At 57.8% G+C, this 23,363-nt stretch carries 23 protein-coding genes; 4 read left to right on the top strand and 19 right to left on the bottom strand.

Annotation, left to right across the window (positions count from 1 at the left end):
• Positions 1-4: 4 nt before the first annotated feature.
• The 14 genes from ispG to EY643_RS05125 form a co-directional block, all read right to left on the bottom strand.
• A complete protein-coding gene (gene ispG / locus EY643_RS05190) occupies positions 5-1,135 on the bottom strand; it encodes a flavodoxin-dependent (E)-4-hydroxy-3-methylbut-2-enyl-diphosphate synthase (protein ID WP_153240914.1) in 1,131 nt (376 codons plus the stop codon).
• Positions 1,135-1,530, bottom strand: coding sequence for a helix-turn-helix domain-containing protein (locus EY643_RS05185; protein ID WP_152661193.1), 396 nt, complete (start codon positions 1,528-1,530; stop codon positions 1,135-1,137). Before EY643_RS05185 ends, ispG begins: the two co-directional genes overlap by 1 nt.
• A gap of 2 nt (positions 1,531-1,532) precedes the next feature.
• Positions 1,533-2,315 (bottom strand): type IV pilus biogenesis/stability protein PilW, encoded by a 783-nt coding sequence (gene pilW / locus EY643_RS05180; protein ID WP_240732826.1) that lies wholly within the window; start codon positions 2,313-2,315, stop codon positions 1,533-1,535.
• Positions 2,312-3,481: a dual-specificity RNA methyltransferase RlmN gene (gene rlmN / locus EY643_RS05175; RefSeq protein ID WP_152661192.1), complete on the bottom strand. Its 1,170-nt coding sequence runs from the start codon at positions 3,479-3,481 to the stop codon at positions 2,312-2,314. The genes pilW and rlmN overlap by 4 nt, the downstream gene beginning before the upstream one ends.
• Before the next feature lie 12 nt (positions 3,482-3,493).
• Positions 3,494-3,919, bottom strand: a complete 426-nt coding sequence (ndk, locus tag EY643_RS05170; protein ID WP_152661191.1) for a nucleoside-diphosphate kinase — start codon at positions 3,917-3,919, stop codon at positions 3,494-3,496.
• 271 nt (positions 3,920-4,190) lie between these two features.
• On the bottom strand, positions 4,191-4,385 hold the full coding sequence (gene iscX, locus EY643_RS05165) for a Fe-S cluster assembly protein IscX (RefSeq protein WP_152661190.1): 195 nt from the start codon (positions 4,383-4,385) through the stop codon (positions 4,191-4,193).
• A gap of 8 nt (positions 4,386-4,393) precedes the next feature.
• A complete protein-coding gene (gene fdx / locus EY643_RS05160; RefSeq protein ID WP_152661189.1) occupies positions 4,394-4,732 on the bottom strand; it encodes an ISC system 2Fe-2S type ferredoxin in 339 nt (112 codons plus the stop codon).
• On the bottom strand, positions 4,732-6,606 hold the full coding sequence (gene hscA, locus EY643_RS05155) for a Fe-S protein assembly chaperone HscA (RefSeq protein WP_152661188.1): 1,875 nt from the start codon (positions 6,604-6,606) through the stop codon (positions 4,732-4,734). The genes fdx and hscA overlap by 1 nt, the downstream gene beginning before the upstream one ends.
• On the bottom strand, positions 6,607-7,146 hold the full coding sequence (gene hscB / locus EY643_RS05150) for a Fe-S protein assembly co-chaperone HscB (RefSeq protein ID WP_152661187.1): 540 nt from the start codon (positions 7,144-7,146) through the stop codon (positions 6,607-6,609). It abuts the gene before it with no gap.
• 30 nt (positions 7,147-7,176) lie between these two features.
• Positions 7,177-7,500, bottom strand: a complete 324-nt coding sequence (gene iscA, locus EY643_RS05145; RefSeq protein ID WP_152661186.1) for an iron-sulfur cluster assembly protein IscA — start codon at positions 7,498-7,500, stop codon at positions 7,177-7,179.
• Positions 7,500-7,886: a Fe-S cluster assembly scaffold IscU gene (iscU, locus tag EY643_RS05140; RefSeq protein WP_152661185.1), complete on the bottom strand. Its 387-nt coding sequence runs from the start codon at positions 7,884-7,886 to the stop codon at positions 7,500-7,502. The genes iscA and iscU overlap by 1 nt, the downstream gene beginning before the upstream one ends.
• A gap of 18 nt (positions 7,887-7,904) precedes the next feature.
• Positions 7,905-9,119 carry an IscS subfamily cysteine desulfurase gene (locus EY643_RS05135; protein ID WP_152661184.1) on the bottom strand — a complete coding sequence of 405 codons (1,215 nt, stop codon included), beginning with the start codon at positions 9,117-9,119 and terminating at the stop codon, positions 7,905-7,907.
• 22 nt (positions 9,120-9,141) lie between these two features.
• Entirely contained in the window at positions 9,142-9,615 is a 474-nt protein-coding gene (gene iscR, locus EY643_RS05130) for a Fe-S cluster assembly transcriptional regulator IscR (RefSeq protein ID WP_152661183.1), read from the bottom strand.
• A 96-nt stretch (positions 9,616-9,711) separates the two neighbouring features.
• Positions 9,712-10,449 carry an RNA methyltransferase gene (locus EY643_RS05125; protein ID WP_152661182.1) on the bottom strand — a complete coding sequence of 246 codons (738 nt, stop codon included), beginning with the start codon at positions 10,447-10,449 and terminating at the stop codon, positions 9,712-9,714.
• 94 nt (positions 10,450-10,543) lie between these two features.
• On the opposite strand from EY643_RS05125, the gene EY643_RS05120 reads away from it, so the two are divergent.
• Positions 10,544-11,338, top strand: a complete 795-nt coding sequence (locus tag EY643_RS05120; protein WP_152661181.1) for an inositol monophosphatase family protein — start codon at positions 10,544-10,546, stop codon at positions 11,336-11,338.
• Positions 11,339-11,394: 56 nt separating this feature from the next.
• Here EY643_RS05120 and secF read toward each other — a convergent pair whose 3' ends face one another.
• The 3 genes from secF to purL all read right to left on the bottom strand — a co-directional run bounded on the left by secF (position 11,395) and on the right by purL (position 18,220).
• Positions 11,395-12,309 carry a protein translocase subunit SecF gene (gene secF / locus EY643_RS05115; RefSeq protein ID WP_152661180.1) on the bottom strand — a complete coding sequence of 305 codons (915 nt, stop codon included), beginning with the start codon at positions 12,307-12,309 and terminating at the stop codon, positions 11,395-11,397.
• A 1-nt stretch (position 12,310) separates the two neighbouring features.
• Positions 12,311-14,188 (bottom strand): protein translocase subunit SecD, encoded by a 1,878-nt coding sequence (gene secD / locus EY643_RS05110; protein WP_152661179.1) that lies wholly within the window; start codon positions 14,186-14,188, stop codon positions 12,311-12,313.
• 135 nt (positions 14,189-14,323) lie between these two features.
• A complete protein-coding gene (gene purL / locus EY643_RS05105) occupies positions 14,324-18,220 on the bottom strand; it encodes a phosphoribosylformylglycinamidine synthase (RefSeq protein ID WP_152661178.1) in 3,897 nt (1,298 codons plus the stop codon).
• Between the two features lie 139 nt (positions 18,221-18,359).
• Between purL and mltF the strand changes: the two genes are divergently transcribed.
• The 3 genes from mltF (at position 18,360) to EY643_RS05090 (ending at position 22,323) form a co-directional block, all read left to right on the top strand.
• Positions 18,360-19,787, top strand: coding sequence for a membrane-bound lytic murein transglycosylase MltF (gene mltF / locus EY643_RS05100; RefSeq protein ID WP_152661177.1), 1,428 nt, complete (start codon positions 18,360-18,362; stop codon positions 19,785-19,787).
• Positions 19,788-19,859: 72 nt separating this feature from the next.
• Positions 19,860-21,164: a TAXI family TRAP transporter solute-binding subunit gene (locus tag EY643_RS05095; protein ID WP_170287285.1), complete on the top strand. Its 1,305-nt coding sequence runs from the start codon at positions 19,860-19,862 to the stop codon at positions 21,162-21,164.
• 10 nt (positions 21,165-21,174) lie between these two features.
• On the top strand, positions 21,175-22,323 hold the full coding sequence (locus EY643_RS05090; RefSeq protein WP_170287284.1) for a cache domain-containing protein: 1,149 nt from the start codon (positions 21,175-21,177) through the stop codon (positions 22,321-22,323).
• 1 nt (position 22,324) lies between these two features.
• Here EY643_RS05090 and tadA read toward each other — a convergent pair whose 3' ends face one another.
• Complete coding sequence (tadA, locus tag EY643_RS05085; RefSeq protein ID WP_152661174.1) at positions 22,325-22,786, bottom strand: tRNA adenosine(34) deaminase TadA; 462 nt, start codon at positions 22,784-22,786, stop codon at positions 22,325-22,327.
• Between the two features lie 98 nt (positions 22,787-22,884).
• Complete coding sequence (locus EY643_RS05080) at positions 22,885-23,325, bottom strand: nitroreductase family deazaflavin-dependent oxidoreductase (RefSeq protein ID WP_152661173.1); 441 nt, start codon at positions 23,323-23,325, stop codon at positions 22,885-22,887.
• Positions 23,326-23,363 lie beyond the last annotated feature (38 nt).

The raw sequence follows: 23,363 nt of genomic DNA, 5'->3' as shown, positions 1-23,363 counted from the left end.
ATGTTCAGGCCGAGCTCTTGAGGATCAGTTTTTCCTCTTGCTCTGCACGCGACTGTTCCAGCAGTGCTGCCTTGTCCCGGATCACCTTCTCCAGATGATCGACAAATTCTTCATTATTGATCTTGTGGTCAGGCTCACCGTCCACATAAATCAGGTTACTCGGAGAAGCGCCTGTCAATCCGACATCCGCCTCGCGCGCCTCGCCAGGGCCGTTGACGATACAGCCGATCACGGCCACATCCATCGGCGTGCGAATATCCTCGAGGCGCTGCTCCAGTGCGTTCATGGTACCGATCACATCGAAATTCTGGCGCGAGCAGCTGGGGCAGGCGATAAAATTAATACCATTGGTGCGCAGCTTGAGGCTCTTGAGAATCTCAAACCCGACTTTCACCTCTTCCACCGGGTCGGCGGCAAGGGAAATACGGATCGTATCGCCAATACCATCCATCAGCAGCATGCCCAGGCCCACGGCCGATTTGACGGTTCCGCCACGCAGGCCACCCGCCTCGGTAATTCCCAGATGCAGCGGCTGTTCAATTTGCCTGGCCAGCAATCGATAGGCTTCCACCGCCATAAAGACTTCCGAGGCCTTCACAGATACTTTGAAATCCTGGAAATCATGCTTGTCCAGAATGTCGACGTGATGCATCGCCGATTCCACCAGCGCTTCGGCAGTAGGCTCGCCGTACTTGCGCTGCAATTCCTTGCCCAGAGAGCCGGCATTGACGCCGATCCGAATCGGGATGCCTTTATCCCGGGCACTGCTTATCACTTCCCTGACCTTGTCGTCGCGGCCGATATTGCCCGGGTTGATGCGAAGGCAATCCACGCCGTATTCAGCGACTTTCAGCGCAATTTTGTGATCGAAATGAATATCTGCCACCAGTGGCACGCTCACCTGACTGCGGATATCGCGAAACGCCTCGGCGGCATCCATACTGGGAACCGATACCCGCACGATATCTGCACCGGCATCGGCAATCGCCTGCACCTGGGCTACGGTCGCCGCTACATCACAGGTCTCGGTATTGGTCATGCTCTGCACACTGATCGGGGCATCGCCGCCTACCGGCACATCGCCAACCCAGATTTTGCGCGAGACTCGTCGCTTGATCGGTGATTCAGTTTTCATCATTCACCTCGCCACAACCACAAGCCGGCAAACAGCAGCAGCAAGGTTGCCAGGCCAACCACAACAGCGAAGCCTGTGCTCTGGAGTTGCAGGGATTTGGTTTCAACACGTTTCTTTTCCTGGCCCAGGTCCTGGCAATGCTCATCGAATGCCTTGAGTAATCGTGCTTCGTCCAGGCCCATCAGTTGGCCATAGCTGCGCACATAACCTCGCGCGAAAGCGGGACTGCGCAGATCCTGGTAGGCATCGCGTTCCAGGATCGCGACATAGTCCGGCATCAGGTTGAGCCGATCCGCGACCTCACGCTCACCCAGCCCCTGGCTCAGGCGAGCAGACCGCAGCATGCTGCCCGGAGTCATAAATATCTCTGCCTGTGCTGAAATGTCGCTAGTCACGCTTACAGGGTCCGCTTGTAGGCCTCAAATTCGGCCGAATCCGGGTACAGGTTCTGCAGTGCCAGGGCATAACTACCCTCGGCGTTCAGGTCTCCTTGCTGCCGCGCGAGACGAACACCCAACCAGAGGCCGCGCGAAGATTGCTGGCGAATCACCGAACGGTAGGTGTCGTAGTAACGGCCTGCTGTTTCATAGTCAGCAGCGTCGTAGCGCAACTGCGCCAATTCCAGCAGGGCAATACTGTTGGTGCGATCCATAGTGAGGGCGCGACGGAAAGCCTCTTCGGCGCCCTGGGGATCAAAGTTCTGCACTCGACACAGGCCGAGGTTTACAAATGCGCGCGGGCGGCCCTTGTAGAGCGTGTCTTGCACAACAAGCTCCAGCTCTTTCTGGGCGTCCTTGTAGCGACCCTGGGAGTAGAGATAAGCGGCGTAATTATTGCGCGCGCGTGAAAAATTCTTGTCGAGCCTGAGCGCTTCCTGATAGCTCTGCTCCGCGAGCTCAAACTCGCCCGTACTCTGGTAGACCAACGCGAAAGCCTCGTGCACCTCGGCGTTCTTGGGGTCAATTTCGGTGGCCAGGCTCAGATTGCGTTTTGCGTTGTCCCAGTTGCCCTCACCGATGTACTTGCGTGCCAGCTCCACCCGGTATTCCAACGCCTTCTCAGGGTCGGCCTTATCGGTAAATACCGTCTCTTTGGTAGAAATACAGCCACTCATAACCAGGGCAACCATAGCCACGGCGATCATCCTGAGCGCTGAAATATTAATAGTCCCTTTAGTCACGTAGCCTGCCCCGCTGCTTGATCGTTATTCTGTTCCGCAGCCTGGCGATAGCGCTCGCTGCGGCGGGTGCGGTCTACCACCTGGCCAACCAATTGGCCGCATGCGGCGTCGATATCGTCGCCGCGGGTGGTACGCACAGTGACAATATATCCTGCATCCACCAGTACTTGCCAGAAGCGCGACACCGCATTGCCGCTGGGGCGCTGGTAATCGGACTGATCGAAGGTGTTAAAAGGAATGAGATTGATCTTACAAGGGAAGTCCTTGAGCAGTTCCGCCAACTCGTGGGCGTGCTCGCGCTGATCATTCACACCTGCGATCAGCGTGTACTCAATAGTGACCACGCGCTTTTTGTCGCTCTGGGCATCGATGTAGTTGCGAGCGCTCTCCAGCAGCACGCTGATCGGGTACTTTTTGTTGATGGGAACCAGTTCATTGCGCAGCGCATCATTCGGCGCGTGCAGAGATACCGCCAGCGACGCCTCACTCACCTGGGCAAGGGCGTCCAGCGCCGGCACTACGCCAGAGGTGCTGAGAGTGACCCGGCGCTTGGAGATGCCATAGGCATTGTCTTCCATCATCAGGTCCATGGAGGCCACTACATTGTCAAAATTGAGCAGCGGTTCACCCATGCCCATCATCACAACATTGGTCACCACACGGCTATTACTTGTCTGAAAAGCATCGTAGGAATCGATCGCCAACCATACCTGGCCGATGATCTCGGCAGCGCTCAAATCGCGCATGAACCCCTGTTTACCCGTAGAGCAGAAACTGCAATCGAGGCTGCAGCCCACTTGCGATGAGACACAGAGGGTTGCCCGGTTACCGTCGGGGATCAGCACGGTCTCTACCAGGCCACCACCATCAACCCTGATAGCCCACTTACGCGTGCCGTCATTGGAGTCGTGCTGGCTGACAATTTCGGGGGGACGGATCTGGGCACAGCCAGCGAGTTTCTCGCGCAGGGCCTTACCCAGATTCGTCATTTCTTCAAAGTCGGTAACACCGTGGTGATGCATCCACTTCATTACCTGCACCGCGCGGAACTTCTTTTCCCCAATATCGAGGAAAAATTGCTCCAGCGCAGGCAGGGGCAGGCCCAGCAAATTGGTCTTCTCGACCTGCTGCCCAGTCCCTTCTGAAGTGGCTATTACCGACGTCACATCAAATACCGCTTAGCGCGCGCAGATCTCGCTGGCGGCGAAGAAGTAAGCGATTTCACGCTCGGCAGAAGCCGGGGAATCAGAACCGTGGACGGCATTGGCATCGATGCTGGAAGCGAAATCAGCGCGGATAGTGCCTTCGTCGGCTTCCTGCGGGTTAGTAGCTCCCATCAACTCGCGGTTCTTGGCGATCGCATTCTCACCTTCCAGAACCTGCACGCAGACAGGGCCAGAAGTCATAAACGCAACCAGGTCTTTGTAGAACGGGCGCTCAGCGTGCTCGGCATAAAAACCGCCGGCAACAACATCGTCCAGACGCAGCATCTTGGCAGCTACAATCTGCAGGCCGTTGCTTTCAAAGCGGGAGTAAATTTTACCGATGACGTTTTTGCCTACGGCGTCGGGCTTAACGATGGACAGGGTGCGTTCTACTGCCATGGGGAGGTCTCCAAATGAGTATTTTAAAGATAAACACCCACCTCGCGGAGAGCCTCGTGGGCCCCGCTGCAGGCAGGTGCGTTAAAAACCGCGCAATTATACGGGTTTCGGGGTCGGGTTTCACCCTGAATCGACTTTAGGGCAAAGTAATTAAGCTTTTAAAAACAATAGCTTAGAAAAAGCGGGGAATTTTCACTGCGGACGGAACAGTCACTGCGTATTTCCGCCGGGAATGTGGCCTGGGGCGCGACAGAAAGCGCGCCCACAATGCCTAGTCCATCTCCTCAATCCAGGCTGCCTGAATGGCCTCGAGGATCTTCTCGCCGCAGCGATCCGGAGCGTCATCAAAACCGGGAAGTGCGACCACCCAGTTGCGCAAATCCACAAAGTTCAGTGCCAGTGGGTCTACGTCCGGATGGGCCTCAGTGAGTTCGATAGCAATGTCGGTTATATCAGTCCAGCGCACGGGACACCTCAGTGGCGTTCAGACACCATATTGATCGTATATTTGGGTATTTCCACCACCAGGTCTTCATCGGCGACGATCGCCTGGCAGGACAGACGTGAATCGGGTTCCAGACCCCAGGCCTTGTCCAGATAGTCGTCCTCGAGCTCGTCGGGTTCTTCCATGGAATCATAGCCTTCACGCACCACCACGTGGCAGGTGGTGCAGGCACATGACATCTCGCAGGCATGTTCCAACGGAATATCATTGCGCAGCAATGCACGACAAACACTCTCACCGGGTTCGGCTTCTACCACTGCCCCTTCCGGGCACAGATTTTCGTTGGGCAGGACCACGATACGGGTCATTACTGTTCCTCCTCGTCGAGCTGCTCAAGGCTGACACCAGCCAGAGCACGCTTGATACTCTTGTCCATCCGGCGGGCAGCAAAACTCTCGCTTGCCCGGCCGAGCTCTTCAGTCAGTTTGCGTATGCCAGGCACATCTGTACCCGCCACCTGCTCTGTCAACTCATGCATCAGAGCGTGCAGAGCCTGACACTCAGCTTCATCCAATAGTTCGGTTCCGTCGGCAGCCAAAGCCGCCTCTAGCCCATCCAATAGCTGCTGGGCGTCCAGCCGCTGCTCCGCCAACTGACGGGCACTTTTGTCCTCTGAAGCATTGGTGAACGACGCTTTCAACATGCCGGTAATCTGCTCATCACTGAGGCCGAAAGATGGCTTCACGGTGACGCTGCTCTGGGCACCGGTGGTCTCTTCGCGAGCGGAGACATTGAGCAGGCCGTCCGCGTCTACCTGGAAGGTCACCTGAATACGGGCTGCGCCGGCTACCATGGGCGGAATGCCTCGCAATTCGAAGCGCGCAAGGGAACGGGAATCAGCGACCATCTCACGCTCGCCCTGCACAATATGTATGGCAAGCGCGGTCTGGCCATCCTTGAAGGTCGTAAAATCCTGGGCTCGGGTCACCGGGATTGTGGTATTGCGGGGAATGATCTTTTCCACCAGACCACCCATGGTCTCCAGACCCAGCGACAACGGCAGCACATCCAGCAACAGCAGATCGCCCTCGGGGCGATTACCCGCGAGGATATCCGCCTGAATGGCAGCGCCGATAGCCACGACCTTGTCGGGATCTATATCGATCAGGGGCTCGCGACTGAAAAATTCTCCCACCGCTTCCCGCACCATGGGAACACGCGTGGAACCGCCCACCATGACCACGTTCTCCACCTCGTCCAAATCGGCGTCTCGCAGACAGCGGCGGCAGGCACGCAGCGTGCGCTTCACAAGGGTTTGAATCAGCGTTTCAAACTCACTGCGGCGGAGTGTCAGGCTTGAGGCTCCCGGCACAATATCACCCAGCGGCAACACCACCGAATCGGCTACAGAGAGCTGCTCCTTGGCAGCTCGGGCAAGGCTGTGCAGGGCGCGATGCTGCCCGGCTTCGATCTCTGTGATACCCGCCTCTGTTATGGCCCACTGGGCGATAGCGGCATCGAAATCATCACCGCCCAGCGCTGTATCGCCGCCGGTAGCCAACACCTCAAACACCCCCCGATGCAGCCTCAGGATAGAGATATCGAAGGTGCCGCCACCCAGGTCATAGACGGCGATAACGCCCTCTTCGCGAGAATCGAGGCCGTAGGCCACTGCGGCGGCGGTGGGTTCATTCAACAGGCGTAGCACCGGCAAGCCGGCAAGGGTCGCGGCGTCTTTAGTTGCCTGGCGCTGGGGTTCATCAAAATAGGCAGGCACTGTGATAACCGCACCCTCAATGCTTCCGCCCAGCGTTTCTTCAGCACGCTGGCGCAGAGCAGTAAGAATCTCTGCAGAGGCCTGCACCGGAGAGACCACACCGGCACTGGTCTCGAAACTCACCATGCCCTCATCGCCCGCCGCAAGCTGGTAGTGTGAGCGCTCGGCGTCGGCCAGGGCGTCTTCACGACCGCGCCCCATGAAGCGCTTTACGGAAACCAGGGTATCGGCGGGATGCACGCTGGCAAGCGCCTGGGCCGCAGCACCGACAAGCGGCGTTGCGCCAGTGTAATTAACCACGGAGGGCAGCATCACATGCCCCTCGATATCGCGCAGCGCCTCGGCGCGACCGCCGCGCACGGTTGCCACCAGGGAATTCGTTGTGCCCAGGTCGATACCCACCGCGCGTTTCGCCTGATGAGGCACGGGTGACTGGCCAGGTTCAGCTATTTGCAACAGCGCCATTCAGCTATCCATTAAATCCGCTTCGATCTGCTCCGCCTCGAGCTGCAATTTCTCGAGATACTGCATTTTTACGCAAGCGCTTGCGGCGGCGGAGAGATCAGATTGTTCATAGGCGGCTTTGAATTCCGCCTGATGCATTTTTATATCGCCGGAGATTTCTTCCAGCAAGTGGTCCAGCACAGTGTCCGGGTCGATCAGGTCGTGCATGGTCTCCAGCTTCTCCCGAAGCTCCATTTGCTCCATGAGGAAACCGCCATCTACTTGCTGGCGGCCAATACTTTCCTCACTCATCCCGGACAGCTTGAGCAAGTAAAGCGCACGCGATAGCGGCGCCTTGAGGGTGTTGTAGGCCTCATTGACAAAAGCGGAGTACTGCACGGCAATTCGCTGCTCGTGCTCACCGGCACTGGCGAACCTGTCGGGGTGCAATTCCTGTTGCAACTGCCGGTAACGCTGGCCCAGGGGGGCGACATCCAGGCTGAACTGCACGGGCAGTTCAAACAGCTGGAAGTAGTTCTGGGTAAAGTCTGGAGAGCTCATGCCGCCTCGGCCGCTGAATCGGGAGGGGAATTATACGGTAAAGCTTTCGCCACAACCGCACTCAGCGGAGACATTGGGGTTTTTGAACTGCAGGCCTTCGTTGAGACCCTCGCGAACGAAGTCCAACTCGGTACCGTCCAGGTAGGCCAGGCTCTTGGGATCAATAAATACCTTGACCCCATGATTTTCAAAGACCTCATCTTCCGCAGCCTGCTCATCGACAAACTCCAGCACATAAGCCATGCCGGAACAGCCGGAGGTAGTCACCCCCAGCCGTATGCCGAGGCCATGCCCGCGACCCTGAAGCTGGTCAGCGATATGTCCGGCAGCAGAGGCTGTGATGGAAACGCCCATCAGCCCTCGCCTCGCTTGTCGCGAAGATCCTTAACCGCGGCCTTAATGGCATCTTCCGCCAATACGCTGCAGTGAATTTTGACCGGGGGCAGCGCCAGTTCTTCGGCGATCTCGGTGTTCTTGATCTGCTCTGCCTCATCAAGGTTCTTGCCCTTGACCCACTCTGTGAGCAGGGAGCTTGACGCAATAGCACTGCCACAGCCGTAAGTTTTAAATTTCGCGTCTTCAATCACGCCGTCGTCATTTACCCGGATCTGCAGTCGCATTACATCGCCACAGGCGGGTGCACCTACCATACCGGTGCCTACACTCTCGTCCCCAGCGTCGAGTTTGCCCACGTTGCGGGGGTTCTCGTAGTGGTCCAGAACTTTGTCACTATAAGCCATGATCGTTCTCCTCTACCGCTAGTGCGCGGCCCATTCAATTGTGTTCAGGTCTACGCCGTCTTGGTACATATCCCAAAGCGGAGACAGTTCACGCAGCTTGCCAACGGCTCCGCGCAATTGTTCGATAGCCACATCCACGTCGTCTTCAGTAGTGAAACGGCCAAAGCTGAAGCGCAGGGAGCTGTGAGCGAGTTCGTCGTTCAAGCCCAGCGCGCGCAGCACATAAGAAGGCTCCAGACTTGCCGAGGTACAGGCAGAGCCGGATGAAATTGCCAGGTCCTTGAGCGACATGATCAGGGATTCACCTTCAACAAACGCAATACTGACGTTGATTGCGCCCGGCAGGCGCTGGTCCATATCGCCATTGACGTGAACTTCCTCAATGTCCTTGATCCCATCCCAGAAGCGCTGGCGCAGGGCATTGACCTTGACCGCTTCGGTAGCCATTTCTTCCGTGGCTATACGGGCAGCTTCGCCCATACCGACGATCTGGTGGGTTGCCAGGGTGCCGGAACGCATACCGCGTTCGTGACCACCGCCGTGCATCTGTGCTTCGAGGCGCACACGTGGCTTGCGGCGAACATAGAGTGCTCCGATGCCCTTGGGTCCGTACATTTTGTGGCCGGACATGGACATCAGGTCAACTTTCATTTCCTTGAGGTCAATGGCGATTTTGCCTGCGCCCTGCGCGGCGTCCACGTGAAACAGGACACCTGCGTTGCGGGTTACTTCGCCGATACCGGCGATATCATTGACAGTACCAATCTCGTTATTGGCGTGCATGATGCTCACCAGGACCGTGTCGTCTCGCAGTGCTTCAGCGACAGCCTGAGGCGTTATAAGGCCCTGGGTATCCGGATCGAGATAAGTGACCTCGAAGCCCTCACGCTCAAGCTGGCGACAGGTATCCAGCACAGCTTTGTGCTCGATCTTGGAAGTGATGATGTGCTTGCCCTTCTTACCGTAGAAGTGGGCAACACCTTTAATGGCCAGGTTGTCTGACTCGGTCGCACCAGACGTCCAGACGATTTCACGCGGATCCGCGCCGATCAGGTCAGCCACCTGACGACGGGCATTTTCTACCGCTTCCTCGGCCTTCCAGCCATACATGTGGGAGCGGGACGCCGGGTTGCCGAAATTACCCTCGACAGACAGACAGTGGACCATCTTCTCCACAACCCGGGGATCACAGGGTGTCGTCGCCAGATAATCAAAGTAAATCGGTTTTTGCATGTTCTAAAACTCCGTTCTCGCCTCAGATCTCGCTGAGGGTCAGGGTCTCGCCCTGCTCTTGCCGCGCATTCTGGCGCGCGGAAATAGATTTCACTTCACGTTTTTCCATGAGCTGGGCCAGGCTGATCTGGCTCAGAAAACCATGAATCTGCTGGCTCAGGTCCTCCCACAGGTGATGGGTCAGGCAGACCTCTCCCTGCTGGCAGTGTCCCTTGCCGCCGCAGCCAGTGGCATCGACAGTTTCGTTAACCGCATCGACGATCTCGGCGACAAAAATTTCATCGCGACCACGGCTCAGGCGATAACCACCGCCGGGCCCCCGCACGCTTGTGACCAGCGCGTTACGGCGCAGCTTGGCAAACAATTGTTCCAGATAAGACAGCGATATATCCTGTCTTCCGGAGATGTCTGCCAGGCTCACCGGACCGTGGCTGCCATGCAGCGCAAGGTCCAACATTGCGGTCACTGCATACCGCCCTTTTGTTGTCAGACGCATACTCTCACCCGTCCTTTATTGATCGCTGGAAGTATGCAATAACCAACCTTTTTGGTCAAGTATAAGTCCGACTAGTTTAGTAGGACAATATCCGGACTAGCGAATGCCTTTGATCCGTTTTTGGGTCTCGGTAAGGATGCCGCGCAGGATGTTGAGCTCCATCTCATCGAGGCGAACGCGGCTATAGAGGCGACGCAGGCGCGCCATCAATTGCCGCGGCGCTGTGGGGTTCAGGAACTCCACATCAATCAGCGTTTGCTCCAGATGCTCGTAGAAGAGTTCCATTTGCTCGCGGGTCGTAAATGGAGAATCCCACTCTTCGTCCTCGGCCTTGGGCAAACTGTCAGCCGATAGCAACATACGCAGCTCGTAGCACACAACCTGTACCGCCATGGCCAGATTGAGTGAGCTGTAGTCCTCTGATGTGGGAATATTGAGGTGCAGATTACACGCCTGCAGCTCCTCATTCTTCAAGCCGCGGTCTTCCCGGCCGAACAGAATTGCCACCTCCTGATCATCAGACACCCCATCAAGGCGCTCGGCGCATTTACGCGGATCCAGCAGCGGCCAGGGAATCCGGCGGCCCCTGGCGCTGGTGCCCACTACAAACTGGCAGTCGGCGATAGCCTCCTCCAGCGTGGCCGTAACCACAGCACTGTCGAGCACATCGCCCGCGGAAGCTGCGCGCCAGGTGGCCTCTTCATGGGGATATTCCCGCGGTTCGACCAGGTAAAGACGGCTCAGCCCCATGTTTTTCATGGCGCGCGCCACCCCGCCGATATTGCCCGGCGTATTGGTATTGACCAGTACGATGCGAATATTGTCGAGATTCATGAATCAACCCTGATTTTGGGGCGCGAAGTTTAGCAGATTTTTTGCCCGGCTTGCTCTATAATCGCGCGCCCGTTCACTAGCTCAGGACAACACCATGGAACCGATGGTCAATATAGCGCTGCGTGCCGCCCGCAAAGCCGGCGAAAATATCATGCGCGCCTCCGATGATCTGGATCGCATCGACGTGGTAGCCAAGGGCATGAACGACTTCGTCAGCGAAGTGGATATCAACGCCGAACAGGAAATCGCCTACCAGTTGCGCAAAGCCTATCCGGACCATGCAATCCTCGGCGAGGAAAGCGGCCTGGACGGCGACGCGGATGCCGAATACACCTGGATTATCGATCCGCTGGACGGCACAACCAACTTCGCCCGGGGCATTCCCCACTTCGCAATTTCCATTGCCTGCATCCACCGGGGCAAACTGGAACACGCTGTCGTCCTGAACCCCATCCTGCGGGAAGAATTCACCGCCTCCCGCGGTCGCGGCGCGGCCCTCAATGGCCACCGCCTGCGCGTAAGCAAGCGCAATTCACTCGATGGCGCCCTGCTGGGTACGGGTATTCCTTTCAAGGGTCACTGCGACGACAAGCTGGAGGCCTACGCCAAATCCGTAGAAATTCTGGCCGGACAGACTGCAGGCATTCGCCGCGCGGGTTCTGCCGCACTGGATCTGGCCTATGTAGCTGCGGGTCGTTTCGATGCGTTCTGGGAAGTTGGCCTGGCCAAGTGGGATATCGCTGCTGGCGCTCTGCTGGTCAAAGAAGCCGGCGGGCTGGTTGCCGATTTCAACGGCTCTGAGGGCTACCTTGAATCGGGCAATATTGTTGCTGGCAACCCCAAGTGCTTCAAGGCCGTTCTGCAGGCTACCAAGCCTCTGCTGGGGTAAGATCTCTTCCACTTCCTGGCCGGGCAGGCATCTACCCACCCGGCCAGAAAGAGCAATCAGGGCATCATGTCGTCTTGCTCAACGCCTTCCTTGACCGGAATCATCAGGTCTTCCTTGCTCACGCCCATGGTCAGCAGCATATTCGCCGCGACATAGATGGATGAGTAAGTACCAATCGCAACACCCACCAGCAACGCAATTGCAAAGCCATGAATCATCTCCCCACCGTAGATCGCCAATGCAAGCAGCACCAGCATGGTGGTCAATGACGTCACCAAGGTACGGCCCAGGGTCTCCGTGAGGGAGATATTGATGATTTCCTCGGGGTCCGCTTTGCGCAGTTTGCGGAAGTTCTCGCGAATTCGGTCTGATACCACAATGGTATCGTTGAGCGAGTAACCGATCACAGCCAGCAGCGCGGCCAATACCGTGAGATCGAATTCCATCCCAATGAGGGAGAAGAACCCCAGCACCACGACCACGTCGTGAATCAGGGCAACCACCGCGCCCACCGCAAACTTGAACTGGAAGCGAAAAGCGATATAAAGCATCACCAGACCCAGCGCCAACAACATGGCCAGGCCGCCCTGCTCGCGCAATTCGTCACCGACTTGCGGGCCTACAAATTCAATTCTTCGCAGTTCCACGGAGCCTGGGTAAGCGTCTTGCAGCTTGCCTAGCAATTCAGCACCCTGCTTGTCCGAGTAGCCCTTGGGCAGACGGATTAACACGTCGCGGTCAGTACCAAAACTAACCACCACCGCACCGGCAAAGCCACCTGTTTCCAGGGTGTTGCGAATCGCCGTGAGGTCAGCGGTTTCTGAATAGTGCACTTCCACCAGCGTGCCGCCAGTGAAGTCCAATCCCCAGTTCAGCTGTTTGGTGGCGAGAGAGCCGATAGAAACAGCCAACAGAACAAAGGAGAACAGCATGGCCAGCTTTCGCTGACCCATGAAATTGATGACTTTCATATTAAACGCCTCCCCCGATGGACAGCTTCTCGACACGGCGGCCGCCGTAAATCAGGTTAGTGATGGCGCGAGTACCCAAAATGGCAGTGAACATGGATGTGACGATACCCACTGACAGGGTCACGGCGAAGCCTTTCACCGGGCCTGTGCCCACGGCGTAGAGGATGACGGCCACAATCAGGGTCGTGATATTGGCGTCAAGAATCGTTGCCACCGCGCGCTCGTAGCCTGCATGAATCGCCATTTGCGGGGACAGCCCATTTCTGAGCTCCTCCCGTATTCGGGAGAAAATCAACACGTTGGCGTCCACCGCCATACCTACCGTCAGCACGATACCGGCGATGCCTGGCAATGTCAGGGTAGCGCCGATAATCGACATAAAGGCAATCAGCAGCACCAGGTTGGCGGACAGGGCGAGTACGGCTGCGACGCCGAACACTCGATAGTAAAGAACCATGAAGATCACAACCAACGCCAGACCGATCTGCACAGATTTGACGCCAAGGCGAATGTTTTCCGCGCCCAGTGATGGGCCAACGGTGCGTTCTTCAACAAAGGAAATCGGGGCAGCAAGAGCACCTGCACGCAGCATCAGCGCGAGTTCAGAAGCTTCCATCGGGCTGTCCAGACCAGTGATCTGGAACTGGGCGCCAAGCGCACTCTGAATTACCGGTGCCGTCAGGAGCTTTTTCTCGTCGTAAGGGGTTTTGATCGCAATTTCAGTGCCGTCTTCCTGCATCTCGTAACGCGTGCGGTACTTGCGCTCGATGAACAGCACACCCATACGCCGCTTGATATTGTTGCGGGTGGCGCGAGACATGGCAGTGCCGCCCTCGCTATCGAGGCTGATCTGCACATTGGGACGGCCGTTCTGGTCAAAACTGGCCTGAGCATTGCTCACCCGTTCACCGGTGAGGATCACCGAGCGTTCGAGCCACTCGCTCATTCCGGCGCGATCAGCACTGCGGTATTCATAGCGTTGCTTCTCGGACTGCGGCGCTTCCAACTTGGCCACCATACGGAACTCGAGGTTTGCCACCTTGCCCAGAATACGCTTGGCTTCCGCGGTATCCTGAATGCCCGCGAGCTCAACTACGATACGGTTCTGGCCCTGGCGCTGCACCAGCGGTTCGGACACACCGAGTTCATTTACCCGGTTGCGCAGGGTTGTAAGGTTCTGGCTCACAGCGTAATCAGCAATTTCCTTGCGAGTCGCCTCGGTCATATTGGCATAGAGGTTCCAACTGCCCTCCTCGTCCTGACGATCGAGCACCAGTTCAGGATGATTCTCAGCGACAATGGCGCGAGCCTGTTCGCGCAGGCTTTCGCTCTTGAACTTGGTTTCCAGGCGGCCGCGCTTATCCAGGTTTACGTAGCCGCGAATACGCTCTTCGCGCAGGGCCCGCTTGGTGGCGTTGAGGTAGTACTCCATACGCCGCTCGATGGCAGCGTCGACATCCACTTCCAGCTTGAAGTGGACACCACCGCGCAGGTCGAGGCCCAGCTTGACGGGCTGGGCACCCAGATCACTGAGCCACTTAGGTGTTGTTGGGGCCAGGTTCAGAGCCACAATAAAGCCATCACCGAGCATGCGAGAAACACGGGCCTGGGCTACCAGCTGCGCCTCCGCGTCACGTAACCGCACCAGACCATTGCGACCCTGGGGATCGATGACCTCACCAAAGTGCTCAATGCCCTCATCCTCCAGTGCCTTGAGCGCACGAGCCATGATGTCTTCATCAATCAGCTGAGCACTACTTTCACCGGTAATCTGCAACGCAGGATCGGGTTTATAGAGATTGGGTGCCGCATAGACCAGGCCAAGGACCAGGACAGACAACACCAACAGGTATTTCCACAGGGGATATTTGTTCAGCATGTATTCACTTCGTGTGCCGGGTTACCCGGCGAAAAAAGGCGACATTATATAGGTGTTCGGCCGTCCGCCACAAAGGCCGTTAGCTAATCGATGGGGGCGCCGGCCCGCTGCTTCAAGGGCCGGCAGCTGTGAATATTACCCCAGCCAGTGCCGCGCATTGCGGAACAAGCGCAACCAGCCCGCATCCTCGCCCCACTCTTCGGGCGCCCAGGAGTACTGCACCGTGCGGAACACCCGCTCCGGATGCGGCATCATGATCGTGGCTCGACCATCACTGGAGGTCAGGCCGCTGATGCCATTGGGGGAGCCATTGGGATTCGCTGGGTAACGTTCTGCCACTGACAGGTCGCCTTCAACGTAGCGCATGGCCACCGTGCCACTGCCTTCGCAGGTGGACAGCGCAGCATCGTCGGCAAACTCGGCGCGTCCTTCACCGTGCGCAACGGCGATGGGTAGGTGCGAACCCGCCATGCCATTAAGCAGGATGGACGGGTTCTCCTGCACCTGAACGAGAGCCAGGCGAGCCTCGAACTGCTCGGAACGGTTGCGCACAAAGCGCGGCCAGTGGTCGGCACCCGGAATCAGGTCCTTGAGGGTGGAAACCATCTGGCAACCGTTACACACCCCAAGGGTGAAGCTATCGTCGCGATTAAAGTAGTTGCTGAATTCCTCGCGCACAGCCTCGTTAAACAGGATGCTCTTGGCCCAGCCCTCGCCCGCTCCCAGCACGTCGCCGTAAGAGAAGCCGCCGCAGGCCACCAGTCCTTTAAAGTCGGCGAGGCCTACGCGGCCGCCGAGGATGTCGCTCATGTGCACATCGAAGGGGGCGAAACCCGCCTTGTGGAAGGCCGCAGCCATCTCCACATGACCATTAACGCCCTGTTCCCGCAGCACCGCGATACGCGGGCGGGCCCCCGTGGCAATCATTGGCGCCGCGATATCCTCTGATGGATCAAAGGCCAGTTGGGCAGACAGCCCGAGTTCGCCAGTACCGATGCGCTCAAATTCCTCGCGGGCACAGTCCGGGTTGTCACGCAGGGCCTGGATCTCATAGCTGGTGCGGGCCCAGAGCTTCTGGATTTCGGGGCGCAAGGCGGCAATCACTTCACGCTCACCGTCATTGATAGCCAGGCTCTCACCGGCTACCGCTGTACCAATCACATGGGTACAATCGCCCAGCCCGAGCTCTACAGCACGCGCCTGAAGGGCGGCAAGATCTGCAGTACCCACCTGGAGTACCGCACCTGCCTCTTCATTGAACAGGCGCTCCAGATCGTCACCGGCGATAGCGGCGATATCTACCGCCAGGCCACAGTGACCGGCAAACGCCATCTCGGCCAGGGTTGTCAGCAGACCGCCATCGGAGCGATCGTGGTAGGCCAGCACTTTGCCTGCCTGCAGCTGTTCCTGCACCAGGGTGAAAAAATTCTTCAGATCGGTCGCGGTAATATCGGGCGCAGTTTCGCCGAGCTGACCACAGGACTGGGCCAGGGCAGAGCCACCGAGACGGTTGGCGCCGCGACCCAGGTCAATCAATACCAGGCTGGCGTCTGCCTCGGGTTGCAGCTGGGGGGTGACCGATAGACGCACATCTGTGACAGGGGTAAATGCTGAAACAATCAGTGACATGGGCGAGGTAACGGCCTTGTCCTCACCTTCGTCCTGCCAGGTGGTGCGCATCGACATCGAGTCCTTGCCCACCGGTATAGTCAGTCCCACCTCGGGGCAAAATTCCATACCCACAGCGCGCACAGTGTCATAGAGTGCCTCATCTTCGGCGCCGTAACCGGCGGCACACATCCAATTGGCGGACAACTTGATGTCGCTAATATCTGCGATACTGGACGCTGCGATATTGGTGATAGCTTCGGCTACTGCCATGCGTCCGGAAGCAGGGCCATCCAGCAGCGCGAGCGGTGTGCGCTCACCGATAGCCATCGCCTCGCCGGCGCAGGAATCGTAGGACACCGTGGTAACGGCACAGTCAGCTACCGGTACCTGCCAGGGACCCACCATCTGGTCCCGAGCAACCATACCGGTCACGGTGCGGTCACCAATAGTGATCAGAAAATTCTTGCTCGCGACACTGGGAAGCTGCAACACCCGAGCAGCCGCTTCGTCGACACTGACCGTCAGCGCGAGTGGTGTTTGCACGATGTTCTGACGGCTCACCTCGCGGTGCATCTTTGGCGCCTTGCCAAACAGCACTGACATGGGCAGATCTACCGGTGCATTTCCAAACTGATCGTCGGTCAGGGTGAGATGCATTTCTTCGGTCGCTTCACCAACCACCGCAAAGGGGCAGCGCTCGCGCTCACAGATAGCCTCGAAGCGGGCGAGATTTTCCGGCTCCACCGCCATCACATAGCGTTCCTGCGATTCGTTACACCAGATTTCCAGTGGCGACATACCTGGCTCGTCATTGGGTACGTTGCGTAATTCGAACTTGCCACCGCGGTTACCGTCCTTGACGAGTTCCGGGAATGCGTTGGACAGGCCACCGGCGCCCACATCATGAATAAAGGCGATAGGGTTGTCTTCGCCCAACTGCCAGCAACGGTCAATGACTTCCTGACAGCGACGCTCGATCTCGGGGTTTTGCCGCTGTACAGAGGCAAAATCCAGATCCTCGGCACTCTGACCGCTAGCCATCGAAGAAGCAGCACCGCCGCCGAGCCCAATCAGCATGGCCGGGCCGCCCAGCGCAATCAGCTTGGCGCCGGGGCGATACTCCCCTTTCTCCACATGCTCAGCACGAATATTGCCGTAACCGCCGGCGATCATAATGGGCTTGTGATAACCGCGAACTTCAGTGCCATCAACGCCCGGCGCTTCCTGCTCGAAGCTGCGGAAGTAACCGCACAGATTTGGCCTGCCATACTCGTTGTTAAATGCAGCTCCGCCTATCGGACCCTCGAGCATAATGTCCAATGCAGAGACAATACGACCAGGCTTACCGTATGCGCTTTCCCAGGGCTGTTCATAGCCGGGAATATTCAAATTGGAGACGGAGAAACCGGTCAGGCCCACCTTGGGCTTGGAACCGCGTCCCACAGCGCCCTCGTCACGAATCTCCCCGCCCGAGCCCGTACCAGCACCGGGGAATGGTGCGATAGCCGTGGGGTGATTGTGGGTTTCCACTTTCATCAACAGGTGGATACTTTCCTCTGAGAAGCTGTACTCACAGCTCTCGGGGTCGGGGTAGAAACGCCCCGCCCTGTGACTCGCCACCACAGCCGCATTGTCGGAATACGCCGACAGGACACCCTGACCACCCTGCTCGTTAGTATTGCGAATCATCTTGAACAGGGAGTGTTCCTGCTCCTCGCCGTCAATGCTCCAGCTGGCATTGAAAATCTTGTGACGGCAGTGCTCGGAGTTCGCCTGGGCAAACATCATCAGCTCGACATCATTGGGATTGCGACCCATCTCGGTGAAACTCTCCACCAGATAGTCGATCTCATCGTCTGCCAGCGCCAGGCCCAGAGTTTGGTCCGCTACTGCCAGCGCATCACGGCCGCCGCCCAACACATCCACAGACGTCATTGGCGCAGGCTCCGCCTGCTGGAACAGGGCACTGGCATCGTCAAGCCGAGAGAACACGCTCTCAGTCATGCGGTCATGCAACAAATCAATCACTGCCTGGTGCTGTGCAGCGGAAATGGCATCCGGCAGCGCCAGTTGGTAGGCGAGACCGCGCTCAACGCGTTTGACCTCTGCGAGGCCGCAATTGTGGGCGATATCTGTGGCTTTACTCGACCACGGCGAAATCGTACCAGGGCGCGGCGTTACCAACAGCAGTTCGCTGGCCTCCCCCTGACCAACATGGCCTTCCTCGCTGATCGTGGGTCCGTATTCAAGCAATCGGGCCAGCACAGCTTCGCGTTCGGCAGGCATTGGCGCCACCAGATCGGCGAAGTGAACAAACTCCGTATGCAGGAGTCTGATATCCGGGTGAATTGCTGAAAGTTTCTGCGCCAACTTGTCCAGGCGGAAAGCTGACAGGGCCGGTGCACCACGCAGGGTTAGCATGCTCGATAGGCTCCAGAAGGGGGTCGATTTTCGAGGCGGCATTGTACAGCAAGTAACCGCTATCCGTAACTGATTTCAGCTATCCATGCCACGGTAATAGTGCCTGTGGACCGCCCGCATGAAACGCTAGAATGGCCGTATGTCACGATCGCTGTATATTCCACTCCTCCTGCTCACCATTTTGCTATGTGGCTGCGCACGCCCGGACGCACTGGAGGAGATTCAAAAACAAGGAAAGTTGCAGGTTGTCAGCCGCAACAGCCCGACCACCTGGTTTATCGACAAGAGCGGCCCGGTCGGTTTCGAGTACGCTCTCGCCAGCCGATTTGCAGACCACCTCGGGGTCGAAATACAGCTGAAGCCGGCGTTTTCTTTGGCGGACATCTTCACCACTCTGGCGCGCAACGAGGCCCATTTCGCGGCGGCGGGGCTGTCGCTGACCGGCGAGCGCCAGGACGTGTACCCACACAGCGTGCCTTACTACGAGATTCAACCCCAGGTCATTTATCGTGCGGGTACTTTCCGCCCGCGCTCAGTCAAAAACATGCTGGACATGGACATCGTGGTGCTCGCAGGGTCCAGCCATGAGCGCGCCCTGCAGGCGCTGCGAGATGGCGGCTACCCGGACCTGCAATGGCGTGTGCTGACCGAACCAGACTCAATGGAGTTGCTCGAAGAAATCAATGAGCAGCGCGCTGACCTCGCGCTGCTGGACTCCAACGAATTCGAAGTGCAGCAGCGGCTTTATCCACGACTGAAGGTCGCTTTCGATCTGGGCTCGGCGCAGGACATGGTGTGGTACCTGCCACCCGATGCCGACAACACTCGCCTGCTCGCCGAAATCGACGTTTTTCTCGAGCAGCTACAGGCAGACGGCAGCCTGCAACAGTTGCGTGAGGAACACTTCGGCAACACCCGTATCATCCCCCGGATCGGGTCGCACACTTTTACCCTGAGCATGGAGCGCACCCTGCCCAAATATCGCGATATGATTGAACAGGTCGCCCAGGAATTCCAGATGGACTGGCCCCTGCTCGCTGCCATCGCCTACCAGGAGTCGCACTGGGACCCAACAGCGGAATCGCCCACTGGAGTGCGCGGGATGATGATGCTAACCCTGCCCACCGCGCGCGAGATGGGGGTCTCCGAGCGTACCGATCCGCTGCAGAGCCTGCGCGGCGGAGCGCGCTATTACAAAACTCTGAAACGCCGCCTGCCGGACGACATCTATGAGCCCGACCGAAGCTACATGGCCCTCGCGGCCTACAATATCGGCCGAGGCCATTTGTCCGATGCCCGCGTGCTCACCGAGCGCATGGGTGGCGACCCACATCTATGGGAAGACGTGCTGCAGTACATACCGCTGCTTGAGAAAAGCCGCTACTTCGAGACGCTTCGTTACGGCTATGCCCGCGGGCAGGAAGCGGCTACCTACGTGCAGAACATACGGCACTATCAAGGGATCCTTGCCTGGCAGGATATCGCCGCGCAACAACCGCTACCCCCGACTGATATTGACCCTCTGGTACCCGAAGTGATCAGCGCGGTGAGCCTGAAGGCCCTGTGACCCAGCACCTGTTGTTCCAATAGCGCGGCATTGCAGCTTATACTCTCCTCTCGCAAATATCGGACCCTGGACTTGCAACTACTATCACCCCGCCTGCGGATCTTCCTGATCGTGATCGTGTGGCTGATCGCCCTCAGCGCCCTGGTCATCTGGTTGGGGACATCGCGTGAGCACCGCCTGGCCATTGCTGGCGGCCCTGCCGGCAGTGAGACCCTCGCCCTGACCCAGGCCATCGCGGAAGTACTCAACGAGAAAAATCTCGGATTCAGATTGATCGTGTTCGAGAGCGGCGGCAGCACTCAGAACGTAAAATTTCTCAGTGAAGGCCGAGTGTCGTTCGCCACAATCCAGGGCGACGCAAGGGTGTCCGATGAAGTCACCGCAGTCGCGGTGCTCTATCAGGACGCCTATCACCTGATCGCCAGCGAAGACAGCGGTATCACCGCGTTTCAGGAACTCGCCGGACACAGAATTGCAGTTCCCCCCACCAGCAGCGGCCAGTTCAGCTCTTTTCACTTCCTTGCACGCCACTACGGCATAGCGGGCGAAATCCCCGATGCGCTGCCTATGTCAGAGGAAGCGGCAAACTTCGCCATGGAACAGGGGCAGGTCGACGCTGTTTTCCGAGTTCGCGCGCCTGGCAATGACAGTATCCGCGAGTTGATCGGGGAGAAACGCCTGCGGCTGGTCGAGATAGGACAATCGGAAGCGCTAAGCCTCAAGCAGCCAGCGATATCACCCGGCATTATTCCGCGGGGCTCCTACCGCGGCAGCCCCCCTCTCCCGACAGAGCACCTTGATACGGCCGTGGTGAACAGGTTGCTGGTGACACGGTCCGACCTCGATCAACATCTGGTCTACCAGGTCACCAGGGCGATTTTTCAGAATCGCTCAGAAATTCTCGAACATAGCCTGTTGGCTGGTTTCATCGGGCCTATCGCCGACGAGTCCAGCAGTGTGATCACGACCCATCCCGGCGCCCGATCCTGGTATGACAGAGAAAAGCCCGGCATCATGCAACAGAACGCCCGCCTCGTGTCCGCCCTGCTTTATGTTGTTGCTATTCTCAGCTCTGCCTTACTTGCGCTGCGCACCCACTGGGTTCGCTCCCGCCGGATGCGGATGCACGATTTCAACAAAGAGTTAATGGCCCTCGCCAGCACGGTGCGCAGTGACAAGGATATTGAAGCACTGATCGCCCACAAGAACCGTCTCATGGACATACTCGAGCAAGTCGTGAGCGATCTTGAGCGCGAGCGTGTGAGCCCTGATGAGTTCGAACAGTTCTCCTTTACCTGGCAGGCCGTGGACGCACTGGTGCGAGATCGCCTGCTGCTATTCGGTGTGGTGGAACAAACGCCGAGAGCCGAAACATGAGGATTCGCGCATGAAGTTCTGGCTTGGATGGGCTACAGGGCTAGCGCTGATGATGGGCGTGGTCGTGTTCGGCTATAGTCAGTGGAATCTGCGTTTTTACCAAGGCTATATAGGCGATCGAGTCCAACTACTCGCCGAACTGCGCCGAGGGGCTCTGCAGGAATATTTCACCACAGCGCAAGCAGAATTAAGCTTCTGGAGCAGGAACGAGGGTATCGTTCAAAGCCAGCAGCGACTGAATGAAATTTGGGCCGCAGAAGGGCAAGGTTTCGACGAACGCTTGCGCGAACTCTATATCGGATCCAACCCCCACCCCGCAGATTTTCTGCTCAATCTTGATGATGCCGGCGATGGCAGTGCTTACAGCGAATTGCACAGCGTCACTCATCCCATCGCGAGAAAGTTTGTGACCCGAAGGGGCTACTACGACTTTTTCATGATTGGCCCCAAGGGCGATATCTACTACACAGTAGAGAAAGAGAGTGATTTTGGTACCAATCTGCTGGACGGCCCATGGCAAGAGAGCGGTCTGGCGCAAGTCTTCAGAAAGGCACGCGATGGCGCTGCCAGCCGGGTTATCGCCGTCAGCGACATGGAAAAATACGGGCCCAGTGCCGACGCTCCCGCTATCTTCATTGCCGCCCCCATACTGTCGGCAGAAGACGAATTCCTGGGCGTGCTAGCGCTGCAATTGCCCACCGACCACATCCTCAGCATCATGAACTCCAGCGACGGCATGGGCAACAGTGGTGAGACCTACGTCGTCGGTGAAGATTTTTTGATGCGGAGCAACTCTCGCTTCAGCGAGCAGAGCACTGTATTGATCCAACAGGTTGAGTCAGAGTCTGTCGAGCTCGCATTGGCGGGAGAACAGGGCCAGCTTGTCATCGATGACTATCGCGGCGTGCCAGTCATGTCTGGCTTTGCCCCGGTGAATGTGGGCAAGCATCGCTGGGCCGTGATCGCTGAATTCGACATGGCCGAAATTGCAGAATTCGCTGCCGGAGAGCGCCCAGCGCTCAGCGGCGCCTTATTGCTCATCTATGGTCTGTCGCTGTGGAGTGTTTGGTACTGGCGCGGCCGATCATTGCCGCAGGAAAGTAACGACCTGCCCAGCGTCGAGCTGGGCGATGGCGGAGATGCAGGCGGCGCCGGCTAGACTAGCTGCGTCGGGATTTAAAAAAGGCTTTAAGGCGTTCCGAACTTTCCTCAGCGAGAACACCCTCCTGCCATTTCACCGCATGGTTATAGCGCGGCTCGTCAAGCATCGCGCAAGTACTGCACACGACTCCCGCACGCGGCTCCCTGGCGGCGAACACAAGCTGCTCGATACGCGCATGGATAAGTGCACCCGCGCACATGGTGCAGGGTTCCAGAGTCACATAAAGGGTAGCGCCCGCGAGGCGGTAATTTCCAGTGAGCTTCGCCGCATCGCGCATGGCCACTATCTCTGCATGCGCAGTCGGGTCCTGATAGGCGATCACCGAGTTCCAGCCCTCTCCCAGTAGCTGTCCATCTTTCACCACCACCGCGCCGATGGGCACCTCGCCCTCATTCTCGGCCCGATCGGCCAACGCCAAGGCCCGGCGCATCCACTGCTCGTGATCTGCTATTGAAGTCATTTCCACTCTATACTGTCGCGCCTGCCGGTGGCAGACCTGATGGGAAGGCCAGAAAATTTTCCTCTATGAAAATTCTCTTGAGTAAGATCAGGCTAATCTCAGGCCGGACGTGGCTCCGCGAGAAACACAGGAATGATCCGCTCAGTTTTTTCCTGATACGCGTCGTAGTCTGGGTAGGCTTCCACTGCTGCCGCCCAGAGTCTAGAGCGCTCCTCAGGGTCATCCACTTCACGCACCCGCATGTCGAACACCTCTTCGCGGTCGCGCAGACTAATATCAGGCCTGGCGCGTATATTCGCTACCCAAGAGGGATTTTTCGGCTGCCCGCCCATGGATCCAATCAGGACATAGCTGCCGTCGACTTCCACCCGCATCAGCGGCGTTTTGCGTATAGCACCGGTCTTGACGCCGACATGGGTGAACAGGATGCAGGGCATGTCTGTGCCCTCCAGCAAGTAGCCTTCTTTGCCACCGCTGCCCTCATACAGTTCAACTTGTTTGCGCACCCAATCCAGGGCGGGGGGAATGTAATCAGCCATCATGGTCTCCGTATAACTGGAAAAGAACAACTATAGAC

Origin of the sequence: Halioglobus maricola (genome assembly GCF_009388985.1) — a bacterium.
GTDB lineage: Bacteria > Pseudomonadota > Gammaproteobacteria > Pseudomonadales > Halieaceae > Halioglobus > Halioglobus maricola.
The sequence above is the reverse complement of the archived record's forward strand: the minus strand, read 5'-3'. Positions and strand labels throughout refer to the sequence as shown.

What these genes read in the sequence shown, in the direction of transcription:
- EY643_RS05120 (WP_152661181.1), top strand. Translation starts at nt 10,544, where the DNA reads ATGGAACCGATGGTCAATATAGCGCTGCGTGCCGCCCGCAAAGCCGGC.
- EY643_RS05080 (WP_152661173.1), bottom strand. Translation starts at nt 23,325, where the DNA reads ATGGCTGATTACATTCCCCCCGCCCTGGATTGGGTGCGCAAACAAGTT.
- EY643_RS05125 (WP_152661182.1), bottom strand. Translation starts at nt 10,449, where the DNA reads ATGAATCTCGACAATATTCGCATCGTACTGGTCAATACCAATACGCCG.
- tadA (WP_152661174.1), bottom strand. Translation starts at nt 22,786, where the DNA reads ATGACTTCAATAGCAGATCACGAGCAGTGGATGCGCCGGGCCTTGGCG.
- ndk (WP_152661191.1), bottom strand. Translation starts at nt 3,919, where the DNA reads ATGGCAGTAGAACGCACCCTGTCCATCGTTAAGCCCGACGCCGTAGGC.
- secD (WP_152661179.1), bottom strand. Translation starts at nt 14,188, where the DNA reads ATGCTGAACAAATATCCCCTGTGGAAATACCTGTTGGTGTTGTCTGTC.
- iscU (WP_152661185.1), bottom strand. Translation starts at nt 7,886, where the DNA reads ATGGCTTATAGTGACAAAGTTCTGGACCACTACGAGAACCCCCGCAAC.
- purL (WP_152661178.1), bottom strand. Translation starts at nt 18,220, where the DNA reads ATGCTAACCCTGCGTGGTGCACCGGCCCTGTCAGCTTTCCGCCTGGAC.
- EY643_RS05090 (WP_170287284.1), top strand. Translation starts at nt 21,175, where the DNA reads ATGAAGTTCTGGCTTGGATGGGCTACAGGGCTAGCGCTGATGATGGGC.
- fdx (WP_152661189.1), bottom strand. Translation starts at nt 4,732, where the DNA reads ATGACCCGTATCGTGGTCCTGCCCAACGAAAATCTGTGCCCGGAAGGG.
- hscB (WP_152661187.1), bottom strand. Translation starts at nt 7,146, where the DNA reads ATGAGCTCTCCAGACTTTACCCAGAACTACTTCCAGCTGTTTGAACTG.
- ispG (WP_153240914.1), bottom strand. Translation starts at nt 1,135, where the DNA reads ATGAAAACTGAATCACCGATCAAGCGACGAGTCTCGCGCAAAATCTGG.
- hscA (WP_152661188.1), bottom strand. Translation starts at nt 6,606, where the DNA reads ATGGCGCTGTTGCAAATAGCTGAACCTGGCCAGTCACCCGTGCCTCAT.
- EY643_RS05135 (WP_152661184.1), bottom strand. Translation starts at nt 9,119, where the DNA reads ATGCAAAAACCGATTTACTTTGATTATCTGGCGACGACACCCTGTGAT.
- mltF (WP_152661177.1), top strand. Translation starts at nt 18,360, where the DNA reads ATGTCACGATCGCTGTATATTCCACTCCTCCTGCTCACCATTTTGCTA.
- iscR (WP_152661183.1), bottom strand. Translation starts at nt 9,615, where the DNA reads ATGCGTCTGACAACAAAAGGGCGGTATGCAGTGACCGCAATGTTGGAC.
- iscA (WP_152661186.1), bottom strand. Translation starts at nt 7,500, where the DNA reads ATGGGCGTTTCCATCACAGCCTCTGCTGCCGGACATATCGCTGACCAG.
- secF (WP_152661180.1), bottom strand. Translation starts at nt 12,309, where the DNA reads ATGAAAGTCATCAATTTCATGGGTCAGCGAAAGCTGGCCATGCTGTTC.